This is a genomic window from Archaeoglobus neptunius, assembly GCF_016757965.1.
Lineage (GTDB): Archaea > Halobacteriota > Archaeoglobi > Archaeoglobales > Archaeoglobaceae > Archaeoglobus > Archaeoglobus neptunius.
Window position 1 is genome coordinate 17,026 of the sequence record NZ_JAEKIW010000004.1, and the last position, 26,919, is coordinate 43,944.

At 46.5% G+C, this 26,919-nt stretch carries 29 protein-coding genes; 14 read left to right on the top strand and 15 right to left on the bottom strand.

Features of this window, described 5'->3' with window-relative positions; translation table 11 throughout:
- Window positions 1-98: 98 nt before the first annotated feature.
- From JFQ59_RS03490 to JFQ59_RS03525, 8 genes are read left to right on the top strand one after another with little or no spacing between them, the layout of a single operon-like run.
- The gene (locus tag JFQ59_RS03490) at window positions 99-1,025 is read left to right on the top strand and encodes a PAS domain S-box protein (RefSeq protein WP_202319029.1); all 927 of its coding nucleotides are present in this window, start codon (window positions 99-101) and stop codon (window positions 1,023-1,025) included.
- Window positions 1,026-1,029: 4 nt separating this feature from the next.
- Window positions 1,030-1,671, top strand: a complete 642-nt coding sequence (locus JFQ59_RS03495; protein WP_230972272.1) for a hypothetical protein — start codon at window positions 1,030-1,032, stop codon at window positions 1,669-1,671.
- 39 nt (window positions 1,672-1,710) lie between these two features.
- Complete coding sequence (xth, locus tag JFQ59_RS03500; RefSeq protein ID WP_202319030.1) at window positions 1,711-2,484, top strand: exodeoxyribonuclease III; 774 nt, start codon at window positions 1,711-1,713, stop codon at window positions 2,482-2,484.
- 37 nt (window positions 2,485-2,521) lie between these two features.
- The gene (locus JFQ59_RS03505) at window positions 2,522-4,111 is read left to right on the top strand and encodes a flippase-like domain-containing protein (protein WP_230972273.1); all 1,590 of its coding nucleotides are present in this window, start codon (window positions 2,522-2,524) and stop codon (window positions 4,109-4,111) included.
- Window positions 4,108-5,988 (top strand): DUF2298 domain-containing protein, encoded by a 1,881-nt coding sequence (locus JFQ59_RS03510; RefSeq protein WP_202319032.1) that lies wholly within the window; start codon window positions 4,108-4,110, stop codon window positions 5,986-5,988. The genes JFQ59_RS03505 and JFQ59_RS03510 overlap by 4 nt, the downstream gene beginning before the upstream one ends.
- Window positions 5,989-6,007: 19 nt before the next feature.
- Window positions 6,008-6,448 carry an Lrp/AsnC family transcriptional regulator gene (locus JFQ59_RS03515; protein WP_202319033.1) on the top strand — a complete coding sequence of 147 codons (441 nt, stop codon included), beginning with the start codon at window positions 6,008-6,010 and terminating at the stop codon, window positions 6,446-6,448.
- A complete protein-coding gene (locus JFQ59_RS03520) occupies window positions 6,445-6,717 on the top strand; it encodes a hypothetical protein (RefSeq protein WP_202319034.1) in 273 nt (90 codons plus the stop codon). Before JFQ59_RS03515 ends, JFQ59_RS03520 begins: the two co-directional genes overlap by 4 nt.
- Window positions 6,714-7,148 (top strand): hypothetical protein, encoded by a 435-nt coding sequence (locus JFQ59_RS03525; RefSeq protein WP_202319035.1) that lies wholly within the window; start codon window positions 6,714-6,716, stop codon window positions 7,146-7,148. Before JFQ59_RS03520 ends, JFQ59_RS03525 begins: the two co-directional genes overlap by 4 nt.
- Here the strand turns inward: JFQ59_RS03525 and arcS are convergent.
- Entirely contained in the window at window positions 7,138-8,742 is a 1,605-nt protein-coding gene (arcS, locus tag JFQ59_RS03530; RefSeq protein ID WP_202319036.1) for an archaeosine synthase subunit alpha, read from the bottom strand. The two genes, JFQ59_RS03525 and arcS, sit on opposite strands and share 11 nt — an antisense overlap.
- Window positions 8,729-10,174, bottom strand: coding sequence for a tRNA guanosine(15) transglycosylase TgtA (gene tgtA, locus JFQ59_RS03535; RefSeq protein WP_202319037.1), 1,446 nt, complete (start codon window positions 10,172-10,174; stop codon window positions 8,729-8,731). Before tgtA ends, arcS begins: the two co-directional genes overlap by 14 nt.
- Window positions 10,175-10,257: 83 nt before the next feature.
- On the opposite strand from tgtA, the gene prs reads away from it, so the two are divergent.
- Window positions 10,258-11,115, top strand: a complete 858-nt coding sequence (gene prs, locus JFQ59_RS03540) for a ribose-phosphate diphosphokinase (RefSeq protein ID WP_202319038.1) — start codon at window positions 10,258-10,260, stop codon at window positions 11,113-11,115.
- A gap of 24 nt (window positions 11,116-11,139) precedes the next feature.
- On the top strand, window positions 11,140-12,060 hold the full coding sequence (hisG, locus tag JFQ59_RS03545) for an ATP phosphoribosyltransferase (RefSeq protein WP_230972274.1): 921 nt from the start codon (window positions 11,140-11,142) through the stop codon (window positions 12,058-12,060).
- Here hisG and JFQ59_RS03550 read toward each other — a convergent pair.
- From JFQ59_RS03550 to acs, 4 genes are all read right to left on the bottom strand, one after another.
- Window positions 12,057-12,455 carry a type II toxin-antitoxin system VapC family toxin gene (locus JFQ59_RS03550; RefSeq protein WP_202319039.1) on the bottom strand — a complete coding sequence of 133 codons (399 nt, stop codon included), beginning with the start codon at window positions 12,453-12,455 and terminating at the stop codon, window positions 12,057-12,059. The genes hisG and JFQ59_RS03550 overlap by 4 nt on opposite strands.
- Entirely contained in the window at window positions 12,422-13,645 is a 1,224-nt protein-coding gene (locus tag JFQ59_RS03555) for a translation initiation factor IF-2 subunit gamma (protein WP_202319040.1), read from the bottom strand. The genes JFQ59_RS03550 and JFQ59_RS03555 overlap by 34 nt, the downstream gene beginning before the upstream one ends.
- Before the next feature lie 72 nt (window positions 13,646-13,717).
- Window positions 13,718-14,332, bottom strand: a complete 615-nt coding sequence (locus tag JFQ59_RS03560) for an acetate uptake transporter (protein ID WP_202319041.1) — start codon at window positions 14,330-14,332, stop codon at window positions 13,718-13,720.
- A 5-nt stretch (window positions 14,333-14,337) separates the two neighbouring features.
- Window positions 14,338-16,317 carry an acetate--CoA ligase gene (gene acs / locus JFQ59_RS03565; RefSeq protein ID WP_202319042.1) on the bottom strand — a complete coding sequence of 660 codons (1,980 nt, stop codon included), beginning with the start codon at window positions 16,315-16,317 and terminating at the stop codon, window positions 14,338-14,340.
- Window positions 16,318-16,507: 190 nt separating this feature from the next.
- Here acs and JFQ59_RS03570 point away from each other — a divergent pair, with 190 nt between their 5' ends.
- The gene (locus tag JFQ59_RS03570) at window positions 16,508-17,035 is read left to right on the top strand and encodes a ribbon-helix-helix protein, CopG family (RefSeq protein WP_202319043.1); all 528 of its coding nucleotides are present in this window, start codon (window positions 16,508-16,510) and stop codon (window positions 17,033-17,035) included.
- On the opposite strand, the gene lonB is transcribed toward JFQ59_RS03570, so the two are convergent.
- The 3 genes from lonB to JFQ59_RS03585 are packed head-to-tail and all read right to left on the bottom strand — an operon-like array spanning window position 17,036 to window position 19,539.
- A complete protein-coding gene (gene lonB / locus JFQ59_RS03575) occupies window positions 17,036-18,898 on the bottom strand; it encodes an ATP-dependent protease LonB (RefSeq protein ID WP_202319199.1) in 1,863 nt (620 codons plus the stop codon). It lies immediately after the preceding gene.
- A gap of 36 nt (window positions 18,899-18,934) precedes the next feature.
- Window positions 18,935-19,318 carry a helix-turn-helix transcriptional regulator gene (locus JFQ59_RS03580; protein WP_202319044.1) on the bottom strand — a complete coding sequence of 128 codons (384 nt, stop codon included), beginning with the start codon at window positions 19,316-19,318 and terminating at the stop codon, window positions 18,935-18,937.
- Window positions 19,315-19,539: an LSM domain-containing protein gene (locus tag JFQ59_RS03585; protein WP_202319045.1), complete on the bottom strand. Its 225-nt coding sequence runs from the start codon at window positions 19,537-19,539 to the stop codon at window positions 19,315-19,317. The genes JFQ59_RS03580 and JFQ59_RS03585 overlap by 4 nt, the downstream gene beginning before the upstream one ends.
- A 65-nt stretch (window positions 19,540-19,604) precedes the next feature.
- Between JFQ59_RS03585 and JFQ59_RS03590 the strand changes: the two genes are divergently transcribed.
- Window positions 19,605-20,507 (top strand): NAD-dependent epimerase/dehydratase family protein, encoded by a 903-nt coding sequence (locus JFQ59_RS03590; protein ID WP_202319046.1) that lies wholly within the window; start codon window positions 19,605-19,607, stop codon window positions 20,505-20,507.
- On the opposite strand, the gene JFQ59_RS03595 is transcribed toward JFQ59_RS03590, so the two are convergent.
- The 6 genes from JFQ59_RS03595 to mvk are packed head-to-tail and all read right to left on the bottom strand — an operon-like array spanning window position 20,496 to window position 25,048.
- Window positions 20,496-21,194: a DUF1614 domain-containing protein gene (locus JFQ59_RS03595; RefSeq protein WP_202319047.1), complete on the bottom strand. Its 699-nt coding sequence runs from the start codon at window positions 21,192-21,194 to the stop codon at window positions 20,496-20,498. The two genes, JFQ59_RS03590 and JFQ59_RS03595, sit on opposite strands and share 12 nt — an antisense overlap.
- Window positions 21,191-21,430: a PRC-barrel domain-containing protein gene (locus tag JFQ59_RS03600; RefSeq protein ID WP_202319048.1), complete on the bottom strand. Its 240-nt coding sequence runs from the start codon at window positions 21,428-21,430 to the stop codon at window positions 21,191-21,193. The genes JFQ59_RS03595 and JFQ59_RS03600 overlap by 4 nt, the downstream gene beginning before the upstream one ends.
- 47 nt (window positions 21,431-21,477) lie before the next feature.
- Window positions 21,478-22,431, bottom strand: a complete 954-nt coding sequence (locus JFQ59_RS03605; RefSeq protein ID WP_202319049.1) for a polyprenyl synthetase family protein — start codon at window positions 22,429-22,431, stop codon at window positions 21,478-21,480.
- Window position 22,432: 1 nt separating this feature from the next.
- Complete coding sequence (gene fni, locus JFQ59_RS03610; RefSeq protein ID WP_202319050.1) at window positions 22,433-23,476, bottom strand: type 2 isopentenyl-diphosphate Delta-isomerase; 1,044 nt, start codon at window positions 23,474-23,476, stop codon at window positions 22,433-22,435.
- Complete coding sequence (locus tag JFQ59_RS03615; protein WP_230972288.1) at window positions 23,473-24,195, bottom strand: isopentenyl phosphate kinase; 723 nt, start codon at window positions 24,193-24,195, stop codon at window positions 23,473-23,475. The genes fni and JFQ59_RS03615 overlap by 4 nt, the downstream gene beginning before the upstream one ends.
- On the bottom strand, window positions 24,188-25,048 hold the full coding sequence (gene mvk, locus JFQ59_RS03620; RefSeq protein WP_202319052.1) for a mevalonate kinase: 861 nt from the start codon (window positions 25,046-25,048) through the stop codon (window positions 24,188-24,190). Before mvk ends, JFQ59_RS03615 begins: the two co-directional genes overlap by 8 nt.
- A gap of 74 nt (window positions 25,049-25,122) precedes the next feature.
- Here mvk and JFQ59_RS03625 point away from each other — a divergent pair, with 74 nt between their 5' ends.
- Both JFQ59_RS03625 and JFQ59_RS03630 read left to right on the top strand, forming a co-directional pair.
- Entirely contained in the window at window positions 25,123-26,139 is a 1,017-nt protein-coding gene (locus tag JFQ59_RS03625) for a TIGR04084 family radical SAM/SPASM domain-containing protein (protein ID WP_202319053.1), read from the top strand.
- Entirely contained in the window at window positions 26,136-26,903 is a 768-nt protein-coding gene (locus JFQ59_RS03630) for a histone deacetylase family protein (protein ID WP_230972276.1), read from the top strand. Before JFQ59_RS03625 ends, JFQ59_RS03630 begins: the two co-directional genes overlap by 4 nt.
- The last annotated feature ends 16 nt before the right edge of the window (window positions 26,904-26,919 follow it).

The following is a 26,919-nucleotide window of genomic DNA, read 5'->3' on the forward strand; positions in this document are numbered from 1 at the left end:
GAGGGCTGGAATCACCTTCCATCCGAAGCATGCTCCCCATCTGCAATTACACATATGTAACTAATAATATTTAAAGTTATTGGTGGAGGTATCTGGCGATGAGTGTGGGTGATGAGGATTTCAGAATCCTGAAATCTGTGCTTGATTCATTCCCATTTTACGTTATCCTTGTAGATGAGGAGCACAAAATAGTCCTGGCGAACAGAAAATTTGAGGAGCTATTTCCGGATGCAATTGGACACTATTGTCCTGGAGTGGTTCATGGTACCGATAGCCCGGTTCCCGAGTGCCCTCTTGAGGAGGCAGTGGAGAGAGGGTTGGATGCTCTGGAAAAAGAGGTGTACGATCCTGAACATGATCGGTGGTTTATTTCTGCAGTATACAGAGTTGATCTATCGTACAGGGGCAAACGGCTCTACTGCCACTTTCTTGTGGACATAACAGAGAGGAAAAGGTATCGGGAAAGGCTGGAGAGAATAAACGAGCTTCTGCTAAAAATTAATGAGGTGAATCGGCATATCGTAAACGCCGAAGATATTGAAAGCCTCGTTTCAGCCGCGGTGAAAAATCTTAGAGAAATTTTTAGCGGAGTTCGGCTCAGAGTTCAGTTCGGGAATGACGAATGGGTGAAAACGGAGGGAGAGCTGAGAAATCCGACTAAAGTCACTTCCACATATGGTAAACTTTTGGCAGAGATCATGGTGTGTCCGGAAATTTCCGATCAGGAAAAGGAGATACTGAGGACATTTCTGTGCAACTTATGCATTGCGCTTGAAAAAATCAAGCTGGATGAGGAGAGGAAACGGGCTTTTGAGTCCATTGAAAAGAACGTATATCAAATGGCAGTATTAACGGATCATATCAGAAATCCTCTCGCCTCAATAGCTCTTCTGGCGGAAGATACAGAGGTGGGTGAGAGGATACTCAAAGAGGTTGACAGAATTAATGAAGTTCTCCGAAAGCTCGATGAGGGATGGATTGAATCTGAAAAAATTAGGGAGTACTTAAAAAAGAGCTGGAAGTGATAGCTTGAACGTCGAGGATTTTGTGAGGGATCTGGACACCCTGGTAAAGAGACTCTGCGAGGGTATGGACGAGGAGAAATGCAGGGAGATTCACAGACTCCGTAACAGGCTGGTTGAGCTGAGGGAAAGAAAGATGGTAAATACCGCACACTCTGTGATGGAGCTGATAGTTGCCAAGTACCTTATTTTGAGGGGTTACAGCGTGGAAGTTGAGTATTTGCTTGATTCTCTGAGCTGTGACGTTTACGGTGTGAAAGGTCTCGGTAATGCTGTCGTCGAGATTGAAACCGGATACGTACCACCCTCACATTCGCTCGACCCCTACAGATATCTCAGGGCCAGAATTGCAAGCAAAATAGCAAGGTATAGTAGTTACTCATCCAGATTTGTTATCGGCATCCCGAGACAGTATATCATGCCACTCGAAGAGATTTTCCTGCTTCCACCGAGACGGAGAAGAAGATCGGACATCATCAGGGTTAAAGAGCTATGCGACATCTACTACAGCAGCCCACCGGTTTCGATGAGTGAGATAAAGAATGCACGTCTCCACGCCGTCTTTGTGATTGATGTGGATAACATCTCCGTGAATGAACTGGATCCGGAAACCTACTATGAGAAATACGCCGGAGGAATCAAACCCTGATGCTTAAGTTTTTTAAGTTAGGAGAAACAATCTTCAGACATGTTTAAAATAGCAACTTTCAACGTAAATTCCATCAGGAGCAGGTTGCACATTGTAATTCCGTGGCTTGAGAAAAACAAACCCGATGTTCTGTGCATGCAGGAGACCAAAGTGGAGAACAGGAGGTTTCCGGAAGCTGATTTTCACCGCATTGGATATCATGTGATTTTCAGCGGGAGCAAGGGGAGAAACGGTGTCGCCATCGCGTCCCTTGAAGAGCCCAAAAATGTGCACGTTGGCCTTGATTCGGAGCCGAGAGATGAAGATAGATTGATCAGGGCAGAAATTGCGGGAGTTGATGTCATCAACACCTATGTTCCTCAGGGATTCAAAATAGATAGCGAAAAGTATCGGTACAAGCTCCAATGGCTCGAGAGGCTTAGAGAATACATGGAACGCAACATTGACTTGAGCGGTTATGTTGCATGGTGCGGGGACATGAATGTCGCTCCTGAACCTGTTGATGTTCACAGTCCGAACAGGCTTAAGAACCATGTTTGCTTTCATGAAGATGCTAGAAGGGCCTACAGGTCCATTCTCGAGCTGGGCTTCGTTGATGTGCTGAGAAAGATCCATCCGGACGAGAGGATATACACCTTCTACGACTACAGGGTTAAGGGGGCAATCGAGAGAGGACTGGGATGGAGGGTTGATGCGATACTTGCCTCACCGCCTCTGGCTGAGAGATGTGCTGACTGCTATGCAGACATTGAGCCCAGACTGGCAGAGAAGCCATCGGATCATCTACCGCTTGTGGCGGAATTTGACATTTAGGGAAAGGCAAATATTCCATCAAGGTCAGCTTAGTGCAATGAAAGTTAGCATTGTTCTGCCAGCATACAATGAGGCAGGAAGACTGAAACAGACCGTTGAGAGGGTGCAGAAGGCAGCCGAGGAAACCGGTTATGACTATGAAATCATAATAGCGGAAGACGGTTCTGAAGATGGAACAGATGCAATAGCCAGGGAGATTGCTGAGTCAAACCCGAAAGTCATCCATCTTCACTCAGACGAGAGGCTTGGCAGGGGAAAAGCGTTGATGAACGCCTTTGAAAAAGCTGAAGGAGATATTGTTGTCTATATGGACGTAGACCTTGCCACAGACCTCAGACACCTGAAGGAAATCGTAGATGCAATAGCCAGAGAAGGCTACGACCTGGCAACGGGTTCCAGATTGATGAAATCAAGCGACACTGACAGACCGGCTAAAAGAGAGATTGCATCAAGGGGGTACAACTTTCTTGTAAGACTCTTTCTAGGCTCTAAAATCCGCGACCATCAATGCGGGTTCAAGGCATTTAAAAAATCGGTGGTTATGGAGATTGGTAAGAGAGTCAGGGACAACCACTGGTTCTGGGATACTGAGGTTCTGGTTCTGGCGCAAAAAATGGGGTACAGGGTCAAGGAGATCCCCGTGCGGTGGCGGCATGGTGGTGAGACTAAGGTTGAATTTGGCAGAGATGTCACGTACATGTTCTCTCAAATTCTGAGGATGTGGCTCGATGAGAAAAAGAAAAGCAAAAAGTATCTTTTCATAACTACGCTGCTGGCTGTTGCAATACTGGCGGCCATAGCCCTGAAGGTTGGAGTTGAGAATGTCTACCACAATCTGCTTTCGCTGAATCTCTATTATGTTGTTGCAGCCTCAGCCCTCTACTCTGCATCTTACCTCCTCAGGGGTTTCAGATTCAAGTACATTATAGACAGGCTGGGTTACAATCACTCCACAGCCTTCTCAACCGCTGCCGTTAGCATAAGTCAAACAGTAAATGTTCTCACTCCTGTCAGAATCGGTGACTTTGCAAGAGCTTATGTTTTCAGAAGAAAAGAGGTACCGTATTCTGTTTCAATTGGAGGGATAGCTGCTGAGAGGGTATACGATTTGATTTCTGTAGCTCTGATAGCACTGGTGGCAGCTTTACTTCTTGGATCCGGAATGAGGGAGCCAGTTTATGCTTTCCTGTTTGCTCTGATAATCTTTCTTGGAATTTTTGGTCTTTCAAGGATGGAAAATGTTTTGGGTAGAGTTTTCAAGAATGCAAGAAGGGTTATGGGGGTGAAAGAGGGTCTTGTTCTTACCGTGCTGTCTCTGCTTCTATGGTTCTCGGACATAGCCGTTTGCTATATAGTCTCCATGAGCTTTGGAAGCCCGGACATCCTCCTCATATCTCTGGCAGTGGCGGTTGGGAACATAGTAAAGGCGCTGCCGGTAACCCCTGGAGGTGTTGGGACGTATGAAGCAGCGCTGACGGCAATTCTGTCCACCAGCTATCCAACGGGAACGGCATTCATAATAGCCCTCGTGGATCATGCCGTAAAGAACATAACCACTCTAATTCTCGGAATGATTTCTCTGGGAGCACTCAATCTCAGTCTCAAAGAGGTGGAGGGTCAGGAGTGACGTACACGCTTGTTTATGCGGTCTGCTTTTACACATCATCATTGCTGATAGCGATACCGTTTCTCAGATTTTTCAAGTATGGGGAGGCGAGATTTCTTTCTTTGCTGATTTTAACCTCGGTATCTTTTGCCATTGGTTTTTTTGCCCCTTTTAGAGTGGTTTTCTATTCAGTCTTTGCTCTGACCATTGCTATATCCCTCTACATCATTTATACTGAAAAACCCGAACTTGAATTTTCTGAGGCAATTTTTGTGGCAGTATTCGCCTTCTTTATCTTTTTGCGATTTTTGAATCCTCATATATTTGATTCGGAGAAATTCATGGACTCTGCTTTCATGAATGCTGTGCTGAAGTCCTCGTCGTTCCCTCCGAACGACCCCTTCCTTGCAGGAGGTAAACTTGATTTTTACTACTATTTCGGTCATGTTATCTCTGCCGGAATAACTCTGATGTCTTTTTCTCCACCAGAAGTCGGGTATAACATTGCAGTTTCCGCCCTCCCTGCCTACACAGCAGCAATCATCTACGAAATTCTGAGGAAGAAAGGGAATGCTGTGGCCTTCTCCGGGATAGTGCTGGCCATTTTTTCTGGCAACCTCTTTTCCTTCGTCGACTTTTTCAGAAGAATTTTTGAAGGCATTCCGGTGGACGGGAGCTACTACTGGAACGCCACGAGGGTGATAGAAAACACCATCAACGAATTTCCTTATTTCAGCTTCATACACGCCGACCTTCATGCCCATGTTGTTGCGATTCCGATTTTTGTTCTGATCCTCTCCCTTCTTTACAGGACGAGGTGGGGAAAGACAGAAGTAATGGCACTCGCTCTTGCACTGTTCGCACTGTTCGCCACGAATTCCTGGGATTACCCTCTTGCCGTTTTGATCTGCATTTTTACAGCTATTGCATTGAGAAAAAGGGAAATTGTAATTGCTGTGGCTATCTCCGCTCCGTTTGTGCTTTTACTCTTTCATTCCATGAACGCTCCGGCAGCACAGATTAAGTTGGTTGACGAGAGGTCAGATTTGGTACAGTTTCTGATGTATGCTTTCACCCCCCTGTTGTTTGCATACGTATTCACCGGAAACCGCTACACTATCTACCTTTTACCGGTCTCCTTTCCACTTTACTTTCTCTCTCCAGTCCTCGCCCTTGCAGCTCCTCTGCTTCTGTCCTCGTTTTACGGTTTGGTCAAAAGAGATCATGTTTCTGCAACAGTTCTTGTTGGATTGCTTGCCTTTATAATTCCCGAGTTTTTCGCAGTAGAGTCAAGATTGAACACGGTTTTCAAATTTTATCTGATCGGATGGCTTTCTCTGATGATATCTCCTGCAGTGAAGCTTGACTTCTCCGGATCGAAAAAATACATTGCCCTCATTCTCCTGGTAATCAGTCTCGTCTACCCTCTGGCCGCCACGCCAGTCAAGTACAGTCTGCGGGAGTATACGCTTGATGGCATGGTCTTCATGCGAAACTTCGACGGCGATTATGAGGCAGTAAAGTGGCTGCAGAGCAGGGAAGGGGTAATCATTGAGGAGGGATGTACTCATGGTGCTCTGTGCGCTTACCATTATGGAGGGAGGGTGGCGGCATTTACCGGAAATCCAGCAGTGATAGCCTGGACGAACCACGAGTATGTGTGGAGAAGAAATTACACTCTCGTGGCATTGAGGGCTGCAGACGTCAGGGATTTTTACAACGCAACATCATGCCGCGAGATGTACAGGATTGTGGAGAAGTACAATGTGAGCTACATCTTTCTGGGTTACGAGGAAAAGAGAATTTTTTCGGTAAAACCTGAAAAATTTGAGAGGTGTTTTGAAAAGGTCTTTGAAAGCAGGGGCACTTACATTTTTGCAACAAAAATTTTATCATAAACATAACACTTTTTTCGGTATGGATGAAAAGGATTTAAAAATTATTTCAGAGCTCGTAAGAGATGCACGCACAACCCTTTCGGAACTTTCCGAAATTCTCGGTATGTCAATCTCAAGCGTTCACAAGAGGCTGAAAAAGCTTGAAAGCGAGGGAGTCATAGAGAGGTACACTGCGGTGGTCAATCCGGATAAGTTTGAATCCGTCACGGCATTTCTGCTTGTGAGTGCCGAAGACACCGAAAGAGTTTATGAGCTTTTCAAGGACGTCAACGATGTTGTGGAAATATACAGAGCTCTGGGAAACTTCAACATGGTTTTAAAGGTGCGAGGAAAAGACTTGGACAGAATTGGAGAGATCACGTCAAAACTCTCGGCCACGGAGGGCGTGATGATGGTTGAATGCATTGTCACAACGAGGAGACTGAAAGAGGCGATATGGTCTCCAGATGAGGTGATATGATGTACTACTATCGGGTGCTGACACTCATTCTTACGGCAATATACCTTCTTATCGGAGGTGGATTCATAATTTACATCTACGACTCATACAAGAGGACCAGACAGACGTTTCTTCTGCATATGTCGGTGGGCTTCTTTTTCCTGATAGTGGGTGCCGCTTTGCCGGTTCTGAGCTACACTGTTCAGATTCTGGATAGCAGCATGGTTGTTGTTGCAATTCTAATGCAGATTGCAGGTCTTTCGACAGTGTTTTACTCGATAGTGAGATGATGGATAGGGATAGGGCTCTGAAGGTAACCAAGAAGTGGAGATTGATAAAGCTCTCAAAAATGCAGAGAAGTGACTTTGCCGCCAAATTCATTGAGAACTGTCTGAACACCGTTGAGGGTATCGACATCCTGCTCCACAGCTTTGCAGTGAAATACGGAAGAGAAAAAGGTGCGGAAGTGAAAAAAAGCATCCCGATGAAGAGTATTGATGATGTGGCCGAATTTCTTGGCATGATTTCAGGAATAGCCGTGAAAAAATTTGAAGGTTATGTTGAATACACGGGTTGTCCGTCTTATTCGATGACAGAGGTGAGGAGAACCGAAGTTTGCAGAGGTTTTCTTGAGGGTTTTTTTAAAGCCTTCAACCTTTCTGTCGATGTTGAGCTGAATTGTGGGGAAATCTGCACTGTGGTTGTTAGACTTAAAGACTGAATTTCCTTTTCACCTTTATCGCAATACCCCTCTTGCTCTCGGTCATCTCTCTCCCGTCCATAAAAGCGATTCCGACACCAAAAATACTGCTGTTGTGGAACACCACAATGTCGTTCGGCCTGATTCTCTCATCTGCATTCACAACCCCTGCTGCGAATACCGTACTCGTCAGATCAAAGTCTCCAATCTCCACGGTGTACTTACCACTCTCAAGCAGGAGCCTTGCCAGCTTCTCGTATATGTCAAGCATCCCGTATTTCGTGTCGACTCTCGCCACCCTCTCCTTTCCGTCAAGCATTTCTATCTCGGGGTATCTTCCCCTGTAGCTGTGCTTTTCAGCTTCAATTTCGAACTGGTAGCGCAACATGTGGTCAAATATCTGATGGTAGAGGTCAAACCTGCTGTAGCCGTCAATTTCCTCTTTCAGCCTTTTAACCGATTTCTCATTAAGAATGCCATTTTCAGCAGTGAAAACGATCTCGGTATCCAGATCCCGCACAGCCTTTTCAACGACCCTTCTGTATCCTCCCTCTACATGTGCCACCACTTTCCTGAATTTCCCTCTCTCAATGAACTTTTTAAGCCAGAATGCAACGAAAGAGATCTCTTCCTCAGTCCAGTGTCCGGTTACAGGAGTGTCATAGTTTATTGCCGGGTAGGTGAGCTCGAATTCTCTTGGGACGACAAGAGGGGAGGAGATTATGATTTCGTTCACATTGATCTTCACTTTGCTTCTCAAAGCTCTGTGGGTTTTTGATGTGAGGTATGGTTTTCTTGCAGTACATGGAAGCAGCAGAACAGTGTCAGTTACGGGTTTGTAGCACCTCACCGCCCTGTTGAGGAAGTAGCTAACTTCAAAACGATTCACACTTTCCACAGCAGAGAAAAGACATCTGGATTTTTTGAATCTTGCGAAGCTCGCCTTTTCTCCAGTAGCATCGGCGATTCTGAGACTAGCAGTCATTTCAGGGTTGAGCTTAACCCTTGCCTCAACGTAGTTTCTCATCTCCTCGTTGTCAATCAGACGTCTGCATTTTTCAATCTCAATTCTCAGCAGTTCAGTATTGTGCCCGGCAACAGTTCTGTTCACATCACTCTCATCCATGTTCTCTAAAACCTGATTTTTGCAGTATCTACAGCTGCAGGGAAATTTTTTGAGCTTTGAAACGGGTATTTCAAGATCACCAAGAAAATAGGTACCGTTGTAGGCCATGGCAACTGCGAGGATGTTGTCAACGATATCCGCCCCGAGATACACGAGCAACGCCAGATTCCAGGGTGTTGCAGAAGCAGCAGCATATATCGGGTTTGTTTTGGGGATGCCCTGAAAAGCCTGAACCAGATGTTTTGGAGAGAGATGCCACAGTCCGGTGAGGACGGTAACTTCTTTGTTGGATGGCCCAAGGCGCTTGAAGAGATCTTCAGATATGAATTTCAGCGGATAAGGAGCCCTACCGAAGTCTATCTTTTTTGCTATTTCTGGAATTCCCGAATCTACATTGAATTCAATCAGGGCTGGAGTTATGAGCTCCACGTCGTCGATCCTCAACCTTCCTCTTCTTGAGTAGCCATCTCTTTTTTCAGGGTAGAACATTCAGGTCACCGTTTGAGGGTAGATTTTTAAGAAAATCAGCCCAGACTCCTGAAACGTAAATCCTGAATTTTTTGTCCGGATTGGATTTCATCATTCTGATCAGGTTTTCGACTGCTGTTTCAAGGGCTTCTTTTTCTATCAGATCCTCGTCGGGTATCTCCGCATGCCCGGCAGGATATGTTTCGAGCATCTCTGCAGGAACCGGTCCGAAGACCGGTCTCAGGTAGAGGTCTGCGAGCATCCCGAGGTCTGAGGAGATCACAAGCTCATCTTTTCCCCATTCCAGATTGAGCAGTGCCTTTCCATGTCTTCTGACAGCAGGTCTGTAGATGCTGTCAAGGCCTGTATAGAGAAACTTCTTTTTCACTTTCGGGTCTGATCTTTCAATAATGGAAAAGTACTTCTTTATGAGTCTCCACCCCGCCAGCATGCTGGGATGCGCCCTCACTCTTTTCTCAACTAGCTCGAACAGGGAATTTTCCTTGATTGCCTGCTTTATATTCTCAATTTCCTGAAAGCTTACGTAAAGATTGTGGCGGGCTATTAGCTCCTCTCTCTCTTTCTTCTCCATTCTTCTCAGTTCCTCTGGTGAGTATGAGGAGCATACGGGGCATTTGCAGGGAAAATAGTTCATTTCTGAAAGTTTTTTCGTTCCATAAACTGTCAGATATCGATCATCTTTGGCGTAAAGGGCGTATGCCGCTGAATCAAACAGATCGCAGCCCAGTGCCACAGCCATCGCAAAGAGCATTGGGTGCCCGCATCCAAAAAGGTGGATGGGTTCAACCGTGATAATGCTCCTCACCTCTAAAATGATCCTTGCAAGGTCCTTGAACCGGTATGTGTCCATGAGAGGAACGATGGCACCTATGGGATATATGTCTCCACCAATATTTCTGGCTTCCTTTGCTGCCAACTTCCTCAGTTCGGAGTGTGTCGATCCCTGGATGGGAATTGCCAGCAGCGAATCCGTGTTAACGATTTTTCTCGCCTCTCTTTCTCTTTGCAGGGTGATGTTCAGGTCTCTGATTGCCGTATCGAAATCAGCATCCGGTGGTGTGGGTATGTCGAGAGGTACGATGATATCCGATCCTATGGATTTCTGAAATTCGATTATCTCTGCATTTGAGATTTCGACATCACCATATACCATAAGCTGATAACTTCCGCTGTCAGTCATTACGGGCATATCTGTTCCCAGAATGGCATGAACACCCTTTTCAATCGCCTCATCCTTCATTGTGCGGTAGATGATGTATGAGTTCGTAATAACAGCCTGTGCACCGAACTTTTCCATTTCATCGGCTGGAATGAAGGGAATATTCGGATTGATTACTGGCAAAATGGTCGGGGTCTCTATTCTGCCGTGAGGTGTATCCAGTCTGCATATCCTTCCCATCGCATCTTTATCCGTTATCTCGAACCTTTGCATTAGGGATAGGTGTCTGGAGAGATGATAACGTTTCCGATCCTCTCGACCCAAACTATATATTAACCTGTATATGTACACACTACATGCCACTGCTGGTTGCAGGTACAAACGGTGTTATGGCGCTGAAGATCGCAAAGTTAACGGGTTATCCGATATGCTACTCTCAGATCGACAGGTACCCCGACGGTGAGAAATATTTCAGATTCGCATGCGATGTGGAGGGAGAGGATATCATAATCTTCAACTCCATGCATCCGAATCCCGATGAAATTCTCTTTGAAACTATACTGATAGCCGATACCGCCTACCAGAGTGGGGCGAGGACTGTGAGCTGTGTTTTTCCATATTTTGCATATGCCAGAACCGTGGAGAGGGGGAAGGGTGAGGCTTTGCCAATCACAACAGTTGTAAAAATGCTGAAAAATGCTGATATCAGGAAGGTCTACACCGTCGATTTCCATTTACAGAAAAACGTTTTTGGGGTGGAGCATATTGACCTCACGGGGATGGACAGACTTGCGGAGTACTGCATGGAGGAGTTCTCCGATAGCCTCACCGTCATCGCTCCCGACGAGAAGGCGACCTTCTGGGCAAATAAATTTGCGGAAAAGTTTGGTGGCGAGGTAATAGCACTTAAGAAGATCAGGATAGATGCAGAAAACGTCATCGTGGATCCGATAAGTCTGAAGCTCGAGGGTGATGTTGTGATTGTGGATGACATAATTTCCACGGCTGGTACAGTCTGTCAGGCCGCAAGAATAGCCAGAAAAGCAGGTTGCAGGAAAGTTTTTGCCGCATGCACCCATGCCATTATGGCTGGAGATGCGATGATGCGTCTGCTTGAATCTGGGATTGAGGACGTGGTTGCAACTGATACAATTCCAAGCCCTATAAGCCACGTCAGTGTTGCCGAGACAATAGCTTCTGCACTAAATTTTTAAAACCGTGAATTTCATGGCTTAGAGATGATGGAAAACAGCAAGGTTAAGGTTTACTTTCCTGACGGTCATCTGGAAAAGCCGATCTGGGATGCACTGACGACTGCCGGTTACAGGCTGGGAAAGACGGAGAGAGGCTATCTGATTGATGTGGATCACCCAAAGCTGGTGTTCAAGCAGGTCCGCCCCCAGATAATGCCGTTCTACATAGAGATGGGTAAGGGCGATGGAGGGATTACTGGAGAGGACATTCTGGAAAACTGGATGCTAAAATCGAACCTGAGGAATGTGGAGGTACTGGCGGAACTTCCCCTGAGACCCACAAAGCTTGTGGCTGCGGTATCTGAAGAAATTTATCCGAATGTGAAGACCATTGAGGATTTCAAGGCTGAAGTTGGTGATAGAAAGGTCTTCATAGCATCGGAATTTCCTGAGATAGCGAGAAGGTATGCCGAAAGCCACGGACTGAACGCAATAATCTTTGACCCCATCGGGAAAACTGAGGCTTCGCTGCTCCCACCAATGCCTGAAGCAGACCTTATTATCGAGATTACAGAATTTGGAACGACGCTGAAGGAGAACATGTGCAGAATAATTGATCTTGTGATAGATAAGGTTCACTCCGTCTTTATAGTGAACAAGGACTCCCTGAAGGACGTGGAAAAGAGGGAGGTTATGGAAAATCTGGTTACAGATCTCAAGGAAGTTATCGAATCTAGAAATCTTGTTAGCTTTTATTTCAACGTCCCGGATGAGGACGATCTCAAGAGAATAATAGCTTATTTAACTGAAAAAGGTTTCGATCCGACGATATCACCGCTCGCAAAGGGGGGTGCTGCGGTACACATAATAATAGATCGTTCGGAGGTAAAATTCCTGAAACCGGTAATCAGAAACATGGGAGCGAGAAGGATCGCAACGACGCCCGTAATAACTTTCGGGGATTAGTCAACCACAACCCTTCTATTTTTCTTGAGGTAGCCAACGGGTATACTTCTTGCCCTTGCCTTTTTCTTTAGCTCCTTGTCATTGGTAATGAGAACATATCCGTGCTTCTCAGCTCCCTCAAGAAGCGAGGAATCTCCAGTAGTCTGGGTTTCTATGACTTCGAAGGACTCAACGAGCTTTCTGGCGAATTTTGCTGCACGCCTTTCTTTACCCTTCAGACTCTTCTCGAGTTTTTCGAGCTCCTTTAAAACACTGCTGGTTACGGCAAATCTGGTGAATCCCTCTTCCCTGAGCTGGGTAATAACGTCTACCCTGTTCAGAAATACGTACATGAGAATGTTGGTATCCAGTATTGCTCCCCTCACTTTATTATTCCCGAACCTATCAGCCTCCATCTGCTTCCTACTCTCCTGCTTATTGCCACTCGTGATCCCTTCTCTGCGCACACAGGTCTTCTGAGGGTTACGTCAACAATATCATCCCTTGCCGAGGTGACAACACCGAGGGTAATCGCAGTCCCCACCGCAAGCATCAGGGGCTCGTTCATCTTTATCCTTTCCACATCCATCTCCTCGTCAAGTCCCACAACCCTTTCCAGGAGGTTGACTTCCATTGTGAAGCTTGTGAGTACTTCAGGCAATTCATTGGGGTAGCCTATGACATTTCCTACGAGTGCATCACTTTTGGTAAGAGCCGGATCGAGTTTGGTGGCGACACCTATCAAACCTCCTGGAGTAGCCTCATCAACGAATTTTCCAGATGCGACGATACTCTGAACCTCTGTTGTAAGTGGGGACCAGTTTCCCCTGCCGTCTTTAATTCCGGGACGTATCTCTATCTCATCTCCGACCCTGATTTTTCCTCTCAGCAAGCTTCCTCCCAGAACACCACCGAGAAGTTTTTCAGGAGGTGTTCCCGGTTTGTTGACGTCAAAGCTCCTGGCAACGTGCATTAGCGGGGGCGAATCCAGGTCTCTTTCGGGTGTGGGTATCGTCTCCTCTATTGCCTCAATCAATGCGTCCATGTTAACCTTCTGCTGTGCTGAGATAGGTATTATGGGAGCATCTTCAGCGACTGTACCCTTAACGAACTCCACGATTTCGGCGTAATTCTCAATAACCCTTTCTTTGCTAACTATGTCTATTTTGTTCTGGGCGATTACGATTCTATCAACGCCTATTATCTGCAATGCCATCAGATGTTCTTTTGTCTGCGGTTTCGGACATTTTTCGTTTGCTGCAATAACCAGAACAGCACCATCCATAATCGCTGCACCGCTGAGCATTGTCGCCATCAGCATTTCGTGACCGGGGCTGTCAACGAAGCTTACGGTTCGCAAAATCTCGGTTTCTACATTGTGAACGGGACAGACCTCCTCCACTGTGTACGCCTGAGGTGGGCTGCACTCCGGACATTTTCGAAATGTTGCGTCCGCATAACCGAGTTTTATGGATATACCTCTTTTTATCTCTTCACTGTGTCTGTCAGTCCACACTCCGCTTAAGGCTGCGACAAGTGTGGTTTTACCGTGATCAACGTGACCAACAAGACCGATATTAACTTCTGGAAGTGGAACCTCACTCATAAACTCAATTTGGGGAGCATGTATTTAAATTTTGAGTAAAGTCAAAAAATAAAACGTTTAATCCTAAAAATATTAGGAAAGTGGCAGCACATCCCTGCCGTTCACGGTGTTCACAAGCTCGGCCATCGCAATGTACCATGCGAGCAATCCTGTAATGAAGATTTCAAGTCCCATTCCAACTCTGAATCCGGCCATGTCCATACCTTTCGACAGGCCGAAAGTGAAGATTGTCAGCAGTGCAAAGGCTATGAATAGCAGGAAGAATAAAGCTGAGAGATACTTGCCAACTTTCGGCGATGCTATGAGGAATGCAAAGGTAAACAGTGTCCACATCAGGAAAAAGCCGAACTCGTCTGCTGCGGTGACTGTAACTCCCGTACTTGGAAGTAGGTATGCAAGAACAAACACGGCCCACCAGAAGGCACCGTATGAGCAAAAAGCAGATCCACCAAAGATGCTCCCCTTTCTGAAGTCAATAACTCCTGCAATAAACTGCGCAGTACCACCAAAAGCAATGGCAAGTGCCAGCGTAGGCCCTGCACCCCACATACCCATGTGATATAGCCCGGTGGCCATCGTAGTCAGGGCGAATCCCATCAGTCCAACCACTGCAGGGTTTGCCCACCACTCCTTATACATTCCAACTTCCTCAAAAGCAGATTTCAGCTCGTATTCTCTTTCAGTCATCTCGATCACCCGTAATATTCTTCACCGGTCACGACTTTCTTAACAACCTCAACCGCTTCGGGATTTGCCAGGGTTGAGATGTCGCCGGGATCCTGACCGAGCAGGCACGCTCTGCAAACTCTCCTCATGATCTTTCCACTTCTGGTTTTCGGCAGATCCGGGACAAAGTAGATCTCATCCGGCCTGGCGATTTTTCCTATCTCCCTGGCAACGTGCTCTCTGAGCTCGTCCTTCAGTTCTTCAGATGGGCTGTATCCCTCTTTCAGGATAACGAAGGCAACTATCGCCTCACCCTTAACCTCATGCGGCTTCCCCACAACAGCAGCCTCACTCACAGCCGGATGACTGACTAAAGCGGATTCAACCTCGCTGTTACCTATTCTGTGTCCCGAAACGTTGAGCACGTCATCAAGCCTGCCCTGAATCCAGAAATAGCCGTCCTCATCAACTCTTGCTGCATCTCCGGTGAAGTAAATGTCCTTGTACGTGCTCCAGTAGGTATTGATGTATCTCTCCTCAGCCCTCCACAGTCCACGGAGCATTGCTGGCCATGGCTTCTTTAAGACAAGAAAACCACCGGTATTCTTCTTGTACAGGGATTGCCCATCAGGGGTTAAAACGTCTGCATCGATTCCCGGAAATGGCTTTGTGGCCGATCCGGGCTTGAGCGGTGTTGTTGGCAGGGGGGAGATTAGCTGCATTCCCGTCTCCGTCTGCCACCATGTATCCATTATCTGGCATCTCTCATTTCCAATGTACTTGTAGTACCAGACCCAGGCTTCTGGATTTATTGGTTCACCAACGGTTCCAAGCAGTCTGAGACTGCTCAAATCGTGCTGCTGCGGCCATTTTTCACCGAGGCGCATGAACATTCTGATCGCAGTTGGTGCGGTGTAGAATATCGTTACCCCGTATTTTTCGATTATCTCCCACCATCTGTCCGGTTTGGGATAGAGAGGTGCGCCCTCATACATTATCGATGTTGCGCCAAGAATAAGCGGTGCGTAGACTATGTAGCTGTGCCCCGTTATCCACCCTATGTCTGCGGAACACCACCAGACGTCATCTTCCTTTATATCAAAGATCATCTTCAGTGTTGCGGCAACACCGACAGCATATCCTCCATGGGCGTGCATGACTCCCTTTGGCTTCCCGGTCGTTCCGGATGTGTACAGAATAAACAGCAGATCGTTGGCGTCCATAACTTCGGTTTCACATTCATCACTCTGCTTTTCTGTTATCTCGTGCCACCAGAGGTCTCTGCCTTCTTTCATGTTTGTGCCGTTCTCGCATCTCCTGTATACGATAACATGCTCCACGCTTGGGGCCTGGTCTAGGACGGTGTCGGCCCGGTTCTTCAGCTCTACAACATTACCTCCTCTGTAAAAACCGTCAGCAGTGATTAGAACTTTCGCCTCTGCGTCCTGAATCCTGTCCAGCAAGGCCTTCTCACTGAAACCTGAGAAAACGACTGAGTGTATAGCTCCGATTTTGGCACAGGCGAGCATTGCGATGGGCAGCTCCGGGATCATGGGAAGCCAGATCGAAACCCTGTCTCCTTTTTTAACTCCAAGCTCCTTTAATGCGTTGGCAAACTTGTTAACCTCTCTGTATAGTTCAGCATATGTAATCTTCCTGACATCTCCCGGCTCTCCCTCCCAGATGTAGGCTATTTTATCTCCTCTCATTTTTGCCTGCTTGTCCAGAGCATCATGAACGATGTTGTACTTCGCACCAACAAACCACTTTGCATAGGGTGGATCCCATTCGAGAACCTTTTTCGGTTCTTCGAACCACTCTATGCCCACTTCCTTCGCCATCTCACTCCAGAACCACTCGGGATCCTCAAGAGCTCTCTTTCTGAGCTCATCCTCATCCTTGATCCCGAGTCTGTCCATGAATCGCTTGATGTTCGAGTTCTCTACAAGCTCCTTGGGAGGATGGAATATCCTCCCTTCCTGGAGCAGACTTTCTATCGTCTCCATTTGATCACCAATAATAGGATTAATTATTGATATTTAATTTTATTTGTTATTCGCAAATAAAAAATTGCATATTCTGACATCCAAGTCGGTGATTGACATTAGTTTATTGACAATTAAACGGAAAAACATAAACATGATTAAATTTGTGCAATCGAAAAAGTAATTAAGCATGTGATATGTAGGAGGTTCAATGGTCGAACGTCTTAGTATCTCGCTTGATGACAGCTCAAGAGAAAAGCTTGAGAAGCTAAAAATTAAAACCGGAAAGAGTACCAGTGAGATGGTAAGAGATCTGATTGAGCTTGGTTATGAAATCTATCAGAGTGGTGTTGATTTTGAGGCACTTAAAGCGTGGATCGATTATCTCGCCAAGAGACAGCACATGATTCTGGATATAGAGCACTGGAGGGTTATTTTCAATGAAATAGAGAAGATCAACGGTGGTGAATTCTGGGTTCAAATGGAGGAAATAGGGTTAAGCCATGCGTTTCAGTACAAGATGAAGGGTCTTGATACCGTTGAGAAGATACTGCGTTATGTGGAGAAGGCGAACTGGTATGAAATCAAGGATGAGGGGAATGGTGTTTACACGCTAATTCTTAACGATCTGAAGATAAAGAGGTTTGTCAAAACGTTCCTCGAGAAGGTATTTGAGGGCCAGGGAATAAAAGCGGAGGTGAATGAGGGTTTTGGAAAGCTGATAGTTGTGGAAAAATAGTTAAACTGCGACAGCAAGCTCCCTGAACTTGCTAATCAGTCTCTCCTTTTTCTCCCCCTCCAAAAGTACATGTTCCAGAACCTCATCAATTCTTGAAACAGGTATTACCTCTATCTTTCCTTCGTGCTCAGCATCAAGCAGCACGTCGTCTGTGTTGTCCTTCGGAATGACGACCTTCCTGATTCCTGCCTGAATTGCGGCTTCGATTTTTTGAGTAACGCCACCCACCGGCAACACCTCTCCCTTCACGGACAGGCTTCCTGTCATCGCAACAGACTGGTCTATCGGGATACCCTCTATTGCTGAAATAACGGCTGTTGCCACACTTATACTGGCCGAATCACCTTCAACACCCTCGTACGTTCCTACAAACTGGATGTGTACGTCCATGTTTGAGATATCCCTTCCGGTGTACTTTTTAATTATGGCAGAGACGTTTATCACAGCCTCCTTTGCAATCTCCTGAAGCCTTCCTGTTGCTATAACCCTGCCCTCTGATTTGCTCATTGATGGTGTCACTTCTGCGATTATTGGCAGAACGATTCCTGCAGACTCGCCTATCACCGCAAGCCCGTTCACTCTCCCCACTTCGTATCCCTCTGTCAGGAACAGCTTGTAGTCCTTCCTTCTCTCGATGTATTTGTCAGCGAGCTGTTCCTCAATCGTCTTTGCGATCTTTTTTGCCATCAGCACGTGTTCGACTCTGACGGTGTCTGAACCCTCACTTTTGGCAATATCTCCGGCAGTTCTGATAAGTCCACCAAGCTCTCTCAGTCTTAAGGTCAGATGATTTCTTCTTCCAGCTCTTCTCCTTGCTTCTTTGATTATCTCAGCGACAGCATATCTGTCGAAATGTGGAATCTTACCGTCTTTAACGACCTCCTGGGCAACGAATCTCACAAGCTTCCTTCTGTTTTCGGGAGTGTCTGGCATTGTGTCGTTCATGTAAATCTCGTAGCCATAGCCCTCAATTCTGCTCCTCAACGCCGGATGCATGCCCATCAGAGCATCGAGATTGCCCGCAGCTACGAGAATGAAATCACAGAGTACCGGTTCGGTTCTGACCATAGCCCCGCTGCTTCTTTCGCTCTGACCGGTAATTGGAAACTTCTTTTCCTGTAATGCTGTCAGGAGCTTCTGCTGAGATTCGATAGTCAACGTGTTGATCTCATCGATGTAAAGTACACCTTTGTGGGCCCTGTGAATTGCCCCCGCCTCCACCCTCTCATGTGCTGGAGTTTCCAGACCACCGCTCTGGAAGGGATCGTGTCTGACGTCTCCAAACAGAGCTCCGGCATGGGCCCCGGTGGCATCCTCAAACGGAGCGGTGACTTTCTCAGAGTTGTCAACCAGCAGTTTTGGAACGTTTCTGTCTTCTCTGGGGACGAAATAGCGGGACATCATCAGTATTAGCACTGCAGCAATTATACCCCATATCAGGTTTGCAGGATTTGTGATGATGGTGTAGCCGATTACCAGAAAAACAAGCGTGAATATTATGAAGTTCCTCGCCTGAGCTTTTTTCATTGCCTCCTCCTTGTAGGCCTCGACGATCTCTCTGCCCTTACCTGCTGGGACAAGCCTTATTTTCGGTTGATTTGGGTCCTGTGGATTTGGGTAAACCAGGATATCTTCCAGCTCCTCCTTCGGGAGCAGCTCTGCCATCGCCTTTGCCAGCATCGATTTTCCGGTACCTGGTGAGCCTATGAGCATTACATGCCTTTTCTGAACTGCAGCTTTTCTTATAGCTTCTACTGCGTGATCCTGGCCAATAACCTGATCAATCAGCCTTTCAGGTACCGATACATCCCTGGTCGATTCAAATTCCAACCCACCGAGGATTTCAGCTATTTCGTCACTCATCTCAATCAAATCTTTAACCCCAAGGTATTAAAATAACTAACCCAGCATTCTACACCTTCCCAAATACCACACCTCAAGTTTAATACACTTGGTTGCTTCGCAGTCAGTCTCGGTGCATGCGAAACAGGGAGGGAGTCCTGTGACCTCCTCAACTCTGTCCAGCACCGCCTTGAGGTCAAATTCTTCTTCCTCTTCCTCTTCCTCTGCACCAGCCGGAACTATTTTGAAGGTTTTGACACCGTCAACAACGACCTCGACTCTCCTTATGAGCCCCTCTTTTTCCAGTTTTCTCAGAATCCTCGAACATTTGCTGCTGTCAATGTTCAGTTCTTTCCACAGGTCTTTTTGCAGAACTGCTCCTCTCTCTTCGAGAATCTTCAGTATTTCTTCTCTCGTATCCACTATCTGAAACTCGGTCATTCTTCTTGTGGCTGGATTAAAACGACGTTATTGCCTCTTAGCACTATCTCGCCAAGGTTCCTCAGCTTTTCGTCTCCCCTGCACTCGGTGGCATTTGTAAGGTACAGATTCATGTAGTCATCGACCCCTTCAAGTCTGCCTACCAACTGGTTTTCCTCACCCTTCATTTCGACCCTAATTATTTTTCCTATCAGTGATCTCACCATCTGGTTCGGAAGCACCCTATCACCTCTCACTGAGCATTTGCAGAAAAAGTATATAACTACTCATTTTAAAATCTTTCCCAATGATCGTGGTAACCGGTGGAGCAGGGTTTATAGGGAGTCATGTGGTCGACAGGCTGGTAGAATCCGACGATATAATAATTATAGACAATTTCTCAAGTGGAAAGCCTGTGTTTGTGAACAAGGAGGCACAGTTGGTCAGAGCGGATTTAACCTCTGATGATATAGGGATGTACTTTAAAGGTGCAGATGAGGTATGGCACATTGCAGCAAACCCGGATGTTAGGGTTGGGGCCGAGAATCCTGACGAAATCTACAGAAATAATGTTCTTGCAACCTACAGGGTTCTCGAGGCTATGAGGAAGGCGGAGGTGAGCAGGATTATTTTCACGTCAACCTCAACGGTCTATGGTGAGGCAAAGGTAATCCCAACACCTGAAGACTACTCCTGTCATCCCATAAGCATTTATGGGGCATCTAAACTGGCGTGTGAGGCTTTAATAGAATCTTACTGCCATACCTTTGAGATGCAGGCGTGGATCTACAGATTCGCCAACGTTATTGGAAAGAGGAGCACGCACGGAGTGATATATGATTTCATAATGAAGCTGAGGAGAAATCCAGATGAGCTGGAGATTCTGGGAAACGGTGAGCAGAATAAATCCTATATCTATATAAGTGACTGCGTTGATGCCATGTTTGCAGGATTAAAGGCCAATGAGAGAGTCAACATTTTCAACATAGGCAGTGAGGATCAGGTTAAGGTCAGGAGGATAGCGGAGATCGTTTGTGAGGAGCTGGGATTAACTCCCGTGTTCAGATTTACCGGTGGGGAGAGGGGATGGAAGGGAGATGTGCCTGTAATGCTTCTGGATATCGGGAGGCTGAAAGCTTTGGGATGGAGACCAAAGTACAGCAGTGAAGAGGCTGTTAGAATGGCGGTTAGAGATCTGTTAAATGAATAGAACCGAGAAAACGACGGCAAAGATACCTGTCAGGAATATTCCATCGAAGGTTCCAGCTCCACCAATGCTTACGACGCCCGAACCTATTTTGTCAAGGTCTTTCAGATGGAGTATATCTGCCCCGAAAAGGGCGGATAAAACTCCTGTTGAAAATGCGAGCTTTGGCAGCAGTATAAGTGGCTTTCCGAAAAGAATCAGTACTAAAAATCCAAAGAACGCTGCTGAGAGTGGAGGAACAAGCATGGGGACGACGATCCCAACACTCGGAACGGGTCTGGCAAAGCTGTAGATTATGGCTGTGCTGAGAAGAAAGACGATCAGCCATGCATCAGGAGGTAAATGCCTGAAAAGATCCATCATGGCCTTAACTGCAAGAATTGAAGGAAAAACGCACCCTCCCAGATTTACGGCTATAACCATTTTCTGTTTTCTCCTCACTGCATACATCAGGCCGAAAATTCTGTACCTCGTTTCGTATACAACACCCTCCTTTTCGTAAACGGGGATGTTTATGAAACTGCCAACCAGTATGAAGAAGAATATCGTCATGGCAGTCTGACCATCAACACCGAAAACGACCTGAAAAACAGTTGTGCCGGTGAATATGAATAGTACGAGAAAGAGCGGTACCACTATAAGCAGCAGAAACAGGGGAAGAATTAGAGGGGGAAAGAGGTAATCCCTCATCTGACTCTTCTTCTATCCACCACTATGAAATCCTTAAGGGATCTCACACACTCAAATGGAATTATGTAGAGCCCCTCCTCCTTTTTAAAGTCCGGTACCTCGTTTTGGGGCTTTACCAGCAGGTTTACAATACTTCCAGTCTTAAAGTCAACCGTTATGTTGTAGAGAGTACCAACCACAGTTCCATCAGTCAGCACAACTGATTTGCGGGCCAGACTTTTTGCAGGAACGTACATTTTATCACCATTTAAATTTTCAATCAACACATATAAATTTTTGTCGCTCACTTCCTTCTTGTGACAAGGTATTCGGTCAGTTCAACAAGCAGATTCTTTGCATCGTTGTCGGGAAGAACATTTAACTTCTCTTTTGCGATATCTGCTAATTCTCTCGATTTGGTCATTGCGTAGTCAACAGCTCCACACTCTTTCAGCTTGTCGATGTCTTCCCGGATTTCCTCTTCCTCCGCTCTCTCTTTACCAAATGTCTTCAGCTCCACACCCCTTTCAAAGGCTTTTATTACGATCAGGGTCTTTTTACCCTTCAGAAGGTCGCTTCCCCAATCCTTTCCGGTTTCCTCCGTTAAGTCCAGCAGATCATCGTGGATCTGAAATGCCATTCCACTCAGTATTCCATAGTCCCACAGGCTGTTAACGACCTCTTCACTTTCTCCGAAAAGAATTGCAGGTATGGAAGCCGCAGCAGCAATCAGGACACCCGTTTTGAGTTTTATCATCTGCATGTACTCCTCTTCGGACACTTTATCCCTGCCCTCAAAGCTCATATCCATATACTGACCTTCACAAATCTTTATGCACACCTCGGACAGCCTCTCCACAGCCCTGACGATATCACGTTTCTCAACATCACACCTGGTGAGCAGCTTGAAAGCCTCGGCAAAAAGGGTATCACCGGCGAGAATTGCAGTAGCCTCTCCGTAAACCCTGTGGACCGTAGGAACACCCCTCCTCATCTCATCTCTGTCCATTATGTCGTCGTGGACAAGGGTGAAGTTGTGGATAGTTTCAACACTAACAGCAGCGGGTAGAATTTTCCTGTAATCCTTTCCCAGTGCTTCCGCTACCAGCAAGCTGATTACAGGTCTCAGCCTCTTTCCTCCCGCCTTTATCAGATGTCTTGCGGCTCTGTAAAGTCCTTCCGGCTCAAGCTCGGGGAGGTATTTGGCAATTGCCTCGTTTATGACATCCGCTCTTTTAGCAATTTCATCCTTCAGCATGCTATCTACCCTTTCGAAATTCTATCCATTCTCTCAGCCTGCCCGTTATGAACGTTTTTGCCATTTTCAAATTCTCTGTATCCCGACAACCCGTTAAAAACATTGCCGTTTTTAACCCTTTTCTAAAGTACTCCAGCATGGCCTTCACTTTCTCAGCCCCTTCAGTTGCTGGCCTGAGGAATGGCAGTGCAGCACTCCCCAAACTTGCTCCCAGGGCCAGACTCTTTGCAATATCGAGACCGCTTCTTATACCACCGGTCGCTATAAGGGGCAGAATTCCCCTGCAGTCCACTATGCTGAAGGCAGTAGGCAGTCCCCAATCCCAGAAATCGAATCCAACGGCCTTTGATACATCGTCCTCAACTCTGTATACCTCAACTCCGCTGAAGGTTGTACCGCCCTTACCACCAACGTCAATTGCAGAAACTCCTGCGTCTTTAAGCATATTCGCAATTTCCCGGCTTATCCCGGCACCGGTTTCCTTGGCGATTACCGGCACATCTATTTCTCTGCAGACCTCCTCTATCGCTTTAAGGCAGTTCTCGGCGTTCACATCTCCCTCAGGCTGCACAGCCTCCTGAAGGTAGTTGAGATGGATGGCGACAGCGTCAGCTTCTATCATCTCAACAGCCTTTTCAACGACCTCAACCCCTTTTTCCAGTACCTGCGGGATGCCAATGTTTGCATAAATAAAAGCAGTCGGTGCCTTGTCCCTTACAACGGTAAAGCTGTCTGCCAGACTTTCGTCCTCAATTGCAGCTCTCTGACTGCCAACTCCCATTCCAACTCCGACCTCTTCAACAGCTTCAGCAAGATTGGCGTTTATGCTCTTGGTTTCAGGATGGCCTCCGGTCATTGAAGCGATCAGAAACGGAAAGCTTAGTTTTTTTCCAAAAAACTCTACTTCAGTGTTTATTTTGTAGTAATCTATTTCTGGAAGGGCCTTGTGTATCAGCATGACATCTTCCAGGCCGCTGTAAAGGGATTCCACCTCTTTATCGAGGCAGATTCGTATATGATCCATCTTTCTTTTTGACGTCATCATACAATCACCTCGGTTCCAATATCTCCCCCATCAAGGAACGTCCTGATGTTCTCATAGCATCCTCGGAAAATGTAAACCTTCTTGTTCTTCATCTCAAACACTCTTTTTACCTTTTTGATCATTCCGCCGGTTACATCTTCCCTTCTGCCCCCTTCTTCTCGAATTCTCTCAATATCTCCCAGCCTCAGCCTTTTAATTACTTTTCCCCCGAAAATAACTCCGTCAACGTCGGTTGCAAACCCCACTCTTTTGACGTTCAGTTTTTCTGCGAGATATACAACAATATCGTCTCCGGATAAGACCTCCACCCCGTCAGCTCCGATGATTACATCCCCATGGAGGACGGGAAGAAAATTGTTTTCCAGGGCTCTCCTGATATGTCCCAGATCACACATCAGATCGGTATCTTTCCTGAAGAAGCAGAAAGGGTGGATGGGCATAGCCGGGACATCAAATTCTGTCAGGGTTGAGCAGAACCTCTCACTCAGCCTTAAACATGCGAGATGTACTTTTGAAGCGCCATGCGAGCTGAGACCGTACCTCCTAACGTGAGGATGCCCAAAGGAGCCTGCACCGTGCACGACAATCAGCCCGCTCCAGTCTTCTGAGATTGCTCTGCAGACCTCCTCAAGATTGCTCTCATTTAGCTTCTCAAATGCACCTTCTCTCTTGTCGGTTATCACCGATCCACCGATTTTCAGTATCCTGAGTTCATTCATCTTCAATCCTGACCCCCTCCTCTCCGCACCTCACCACAATGCTGTTTTCCGGGATAACTCCTTCAAGGATGCCAAACAAACATCCTCCACCACCAGCTCCAGTAATCTTTGCATTAAGCCCCCTTCTTTCAAGTTCAGCAATCACCCTGTCAATTTCCGGGGTGCTCACGCCTATCGCTCTCAGCAGGGACTGGTTGATCGAAATCAATCTTTTTATTGTTTCTTTGTCACCCATATTCCGGCTGGCCTCAATGGAGATGCGATCAATTGCGTCAAAAATTTTCTCGGTGATTTCCGGATGCTGTTTTTTCAGCACTGCCACCTTTGAAACCATTTCTGCAGTTGACCGCCTTCCCATGTTGATCACGAAGAATTCAAAAGGCACATTCAGCTCTCGTCTTTCTGGAAACAGCCATGCACCACCGTATGTGGAGATGAACGGATCTATGCCACTTGCTCTTCCCTGCACATCGATTTCTACCTGCTTTGCCATCTCAAAAATTTCCTCTCTGCTCATTTCAATTCCGAATTCGGCACTCAGGGCCTTAATTGTAGCAACGATTACAGCTCCCGAGCTTCCCAGCCCTGAGCCAATAGGAATATCGCTTTCAATCTCAATCTGGGCTCCGCTCAAATTGAAAACCTCTCCAAACCTTTTTACGGCGAAACTGACGTATGGATGAACTCTGAAATCCAGTCCTGTAACTCCGATCTGTGATTTTATTTTGAACTCCCGTGCCCTTCTTACCTTAACTCGGCAACGCAGATTGATGGCAGAAACAATAGCATGTCTTCCATATACAACTGCATGTTCGCCGAATAGTATTATCTTGCCTGGGGCGGAAGCAATCATTGAGAACTGTAGGCTGATTATTTAAAGAATTTTGTGATGCTCAAAATTTTTTTTAACTTGGTGGTTACTTGCATGTGTTGTTCATTCTTATACTTACCTCAAGGTGCAACTCAAACTGCAGATACTGCGGTGGTTATGATCCGCACCTGATGCCCGAAGAACCGGAGTACTCGATAGCTGATCTGCAAAACTTTATCTCACAGTACGACAGGCCGTCAATAGCTTTTTACGGCGGAGAACCCCTTTTGAGAACAGATCTGATAATGAAAATAATCGATTGCGTAGATGCCGAACACTTCATACTTCAGACTAATGGTTTGTTGCTGAACAGACTTCCCGGGGAGTACATAAGGGAATTCTCAACAATTCTGATCTCCTTTGACGGAAGGAAGGATGTTCATAACTACTACAGAAGAGGTACTTACGACAGGGTTCTGGAAAATGCCAGAAATGTGAGCAGACAGTTTGACGGAGAGCTAATCGCCAGAATGGTGGCCAGCTCGGAAACCGACATTTACCTGGATGTGATGCACATTCTGTCTCTGGATGTTTTTACACACGTTCACTGGCAGATAGATGCAGTCTGGAGCCGTTACAGGTGGAACTTCGAGGAATGGGTAGGCAGGTATAATGCAGGTGTTAGAAAACTTGTGAATTTCTGGATTGACGAGCTGCAGAGGGATAGGCTGCATAACATTGTTCCGTTTCTCGGCGTTGTGTCAGCGTTAAGGAGAGGGTATCAGAGTCCGCCTTGCGCTTCAGGCTATGAGTCATTTGCGATAACTACCGATGGCAGGATTTTAGCCTGTCCGGTATGCCCCGATCTGGAATGGAACAACCTGGGTGACATTTTCTCCGGGTTTAGGAGGGGCGTTAATATTCTTGAACCCTGCCCGAACTGCAATTACTTCAGATTTTGCGGTGGAAGGTGCCTCTTCTTTAATAGGGAAAGGCTCTGGGGTCAGAGAGGATTTGAACTGGTTTGCTCAACGGTCAGAAACCTCGTGGATTCCATACTTGCCAGGAAGGATGAGATCTCATGTGAAATAGCATATCCTGAATTCCTCAACACCACGGAGATCATTCCATGAAGTATATATTGAAGAAAGGCGGAAAGAGAAATATGAAAATTGTATTTCATCCGAAATTTTACACCGTTTACACAACCGATCCTGCAGCAGAATCTGGTAGAATGGAAGCAATAGTTGAAGAATTACAGGATTTTGAATTTGTTGAGCCAGAGCCTGCGAGAAAGGAAGATATACTGCTCGTGCACACGCCCGAGCACTACGCATACGTTAAAAGCGATGAGAAGGTGTATGAGGTTGCAGCACTGGCGGTTGGCGGGGCAATTATGGCCTCAAGGATCGCATTTGATGAACCCTCGTTTGCCGCAGTAAGACCCCCCGGTCATCATGCAAGTCCTGATAGTAGCTGGGGCTTTTGTTATTTTAACAACATCGCAATAGCGGTGAAAAAGCTACTTGAAGAAGGTAGAATCGGCAGAGCGGTGATCGTTGATTTTGATCTCCATTTTGGCGATGGCACATCCAACACCTTTGCAGGGGATGACAGGGTGAAGTACTTTCACATGCAGGGAGGGGATCTCGCTGGAATTGATGACTTTCTGGCCGGAGAAGAGTATGACATCATAGCAGTTTCAGCCGGTTTTGACAGACACAAAGCCGATTGGGGTGGTATCCTGGAAACTGAAGATTACAGAGAGATCGGGAAGATAGTTAAAGAGAATGCGGAGGAAAAGTGTGGGGGAAGGAGATTTGCAGTACTTGAGGGTGGTTACAATCATTCAGTCCTGGGGAAAAACGTAAAAGCGTTTGTGGAAGGAATGGAGTAGCCTGCATAATCCAGAT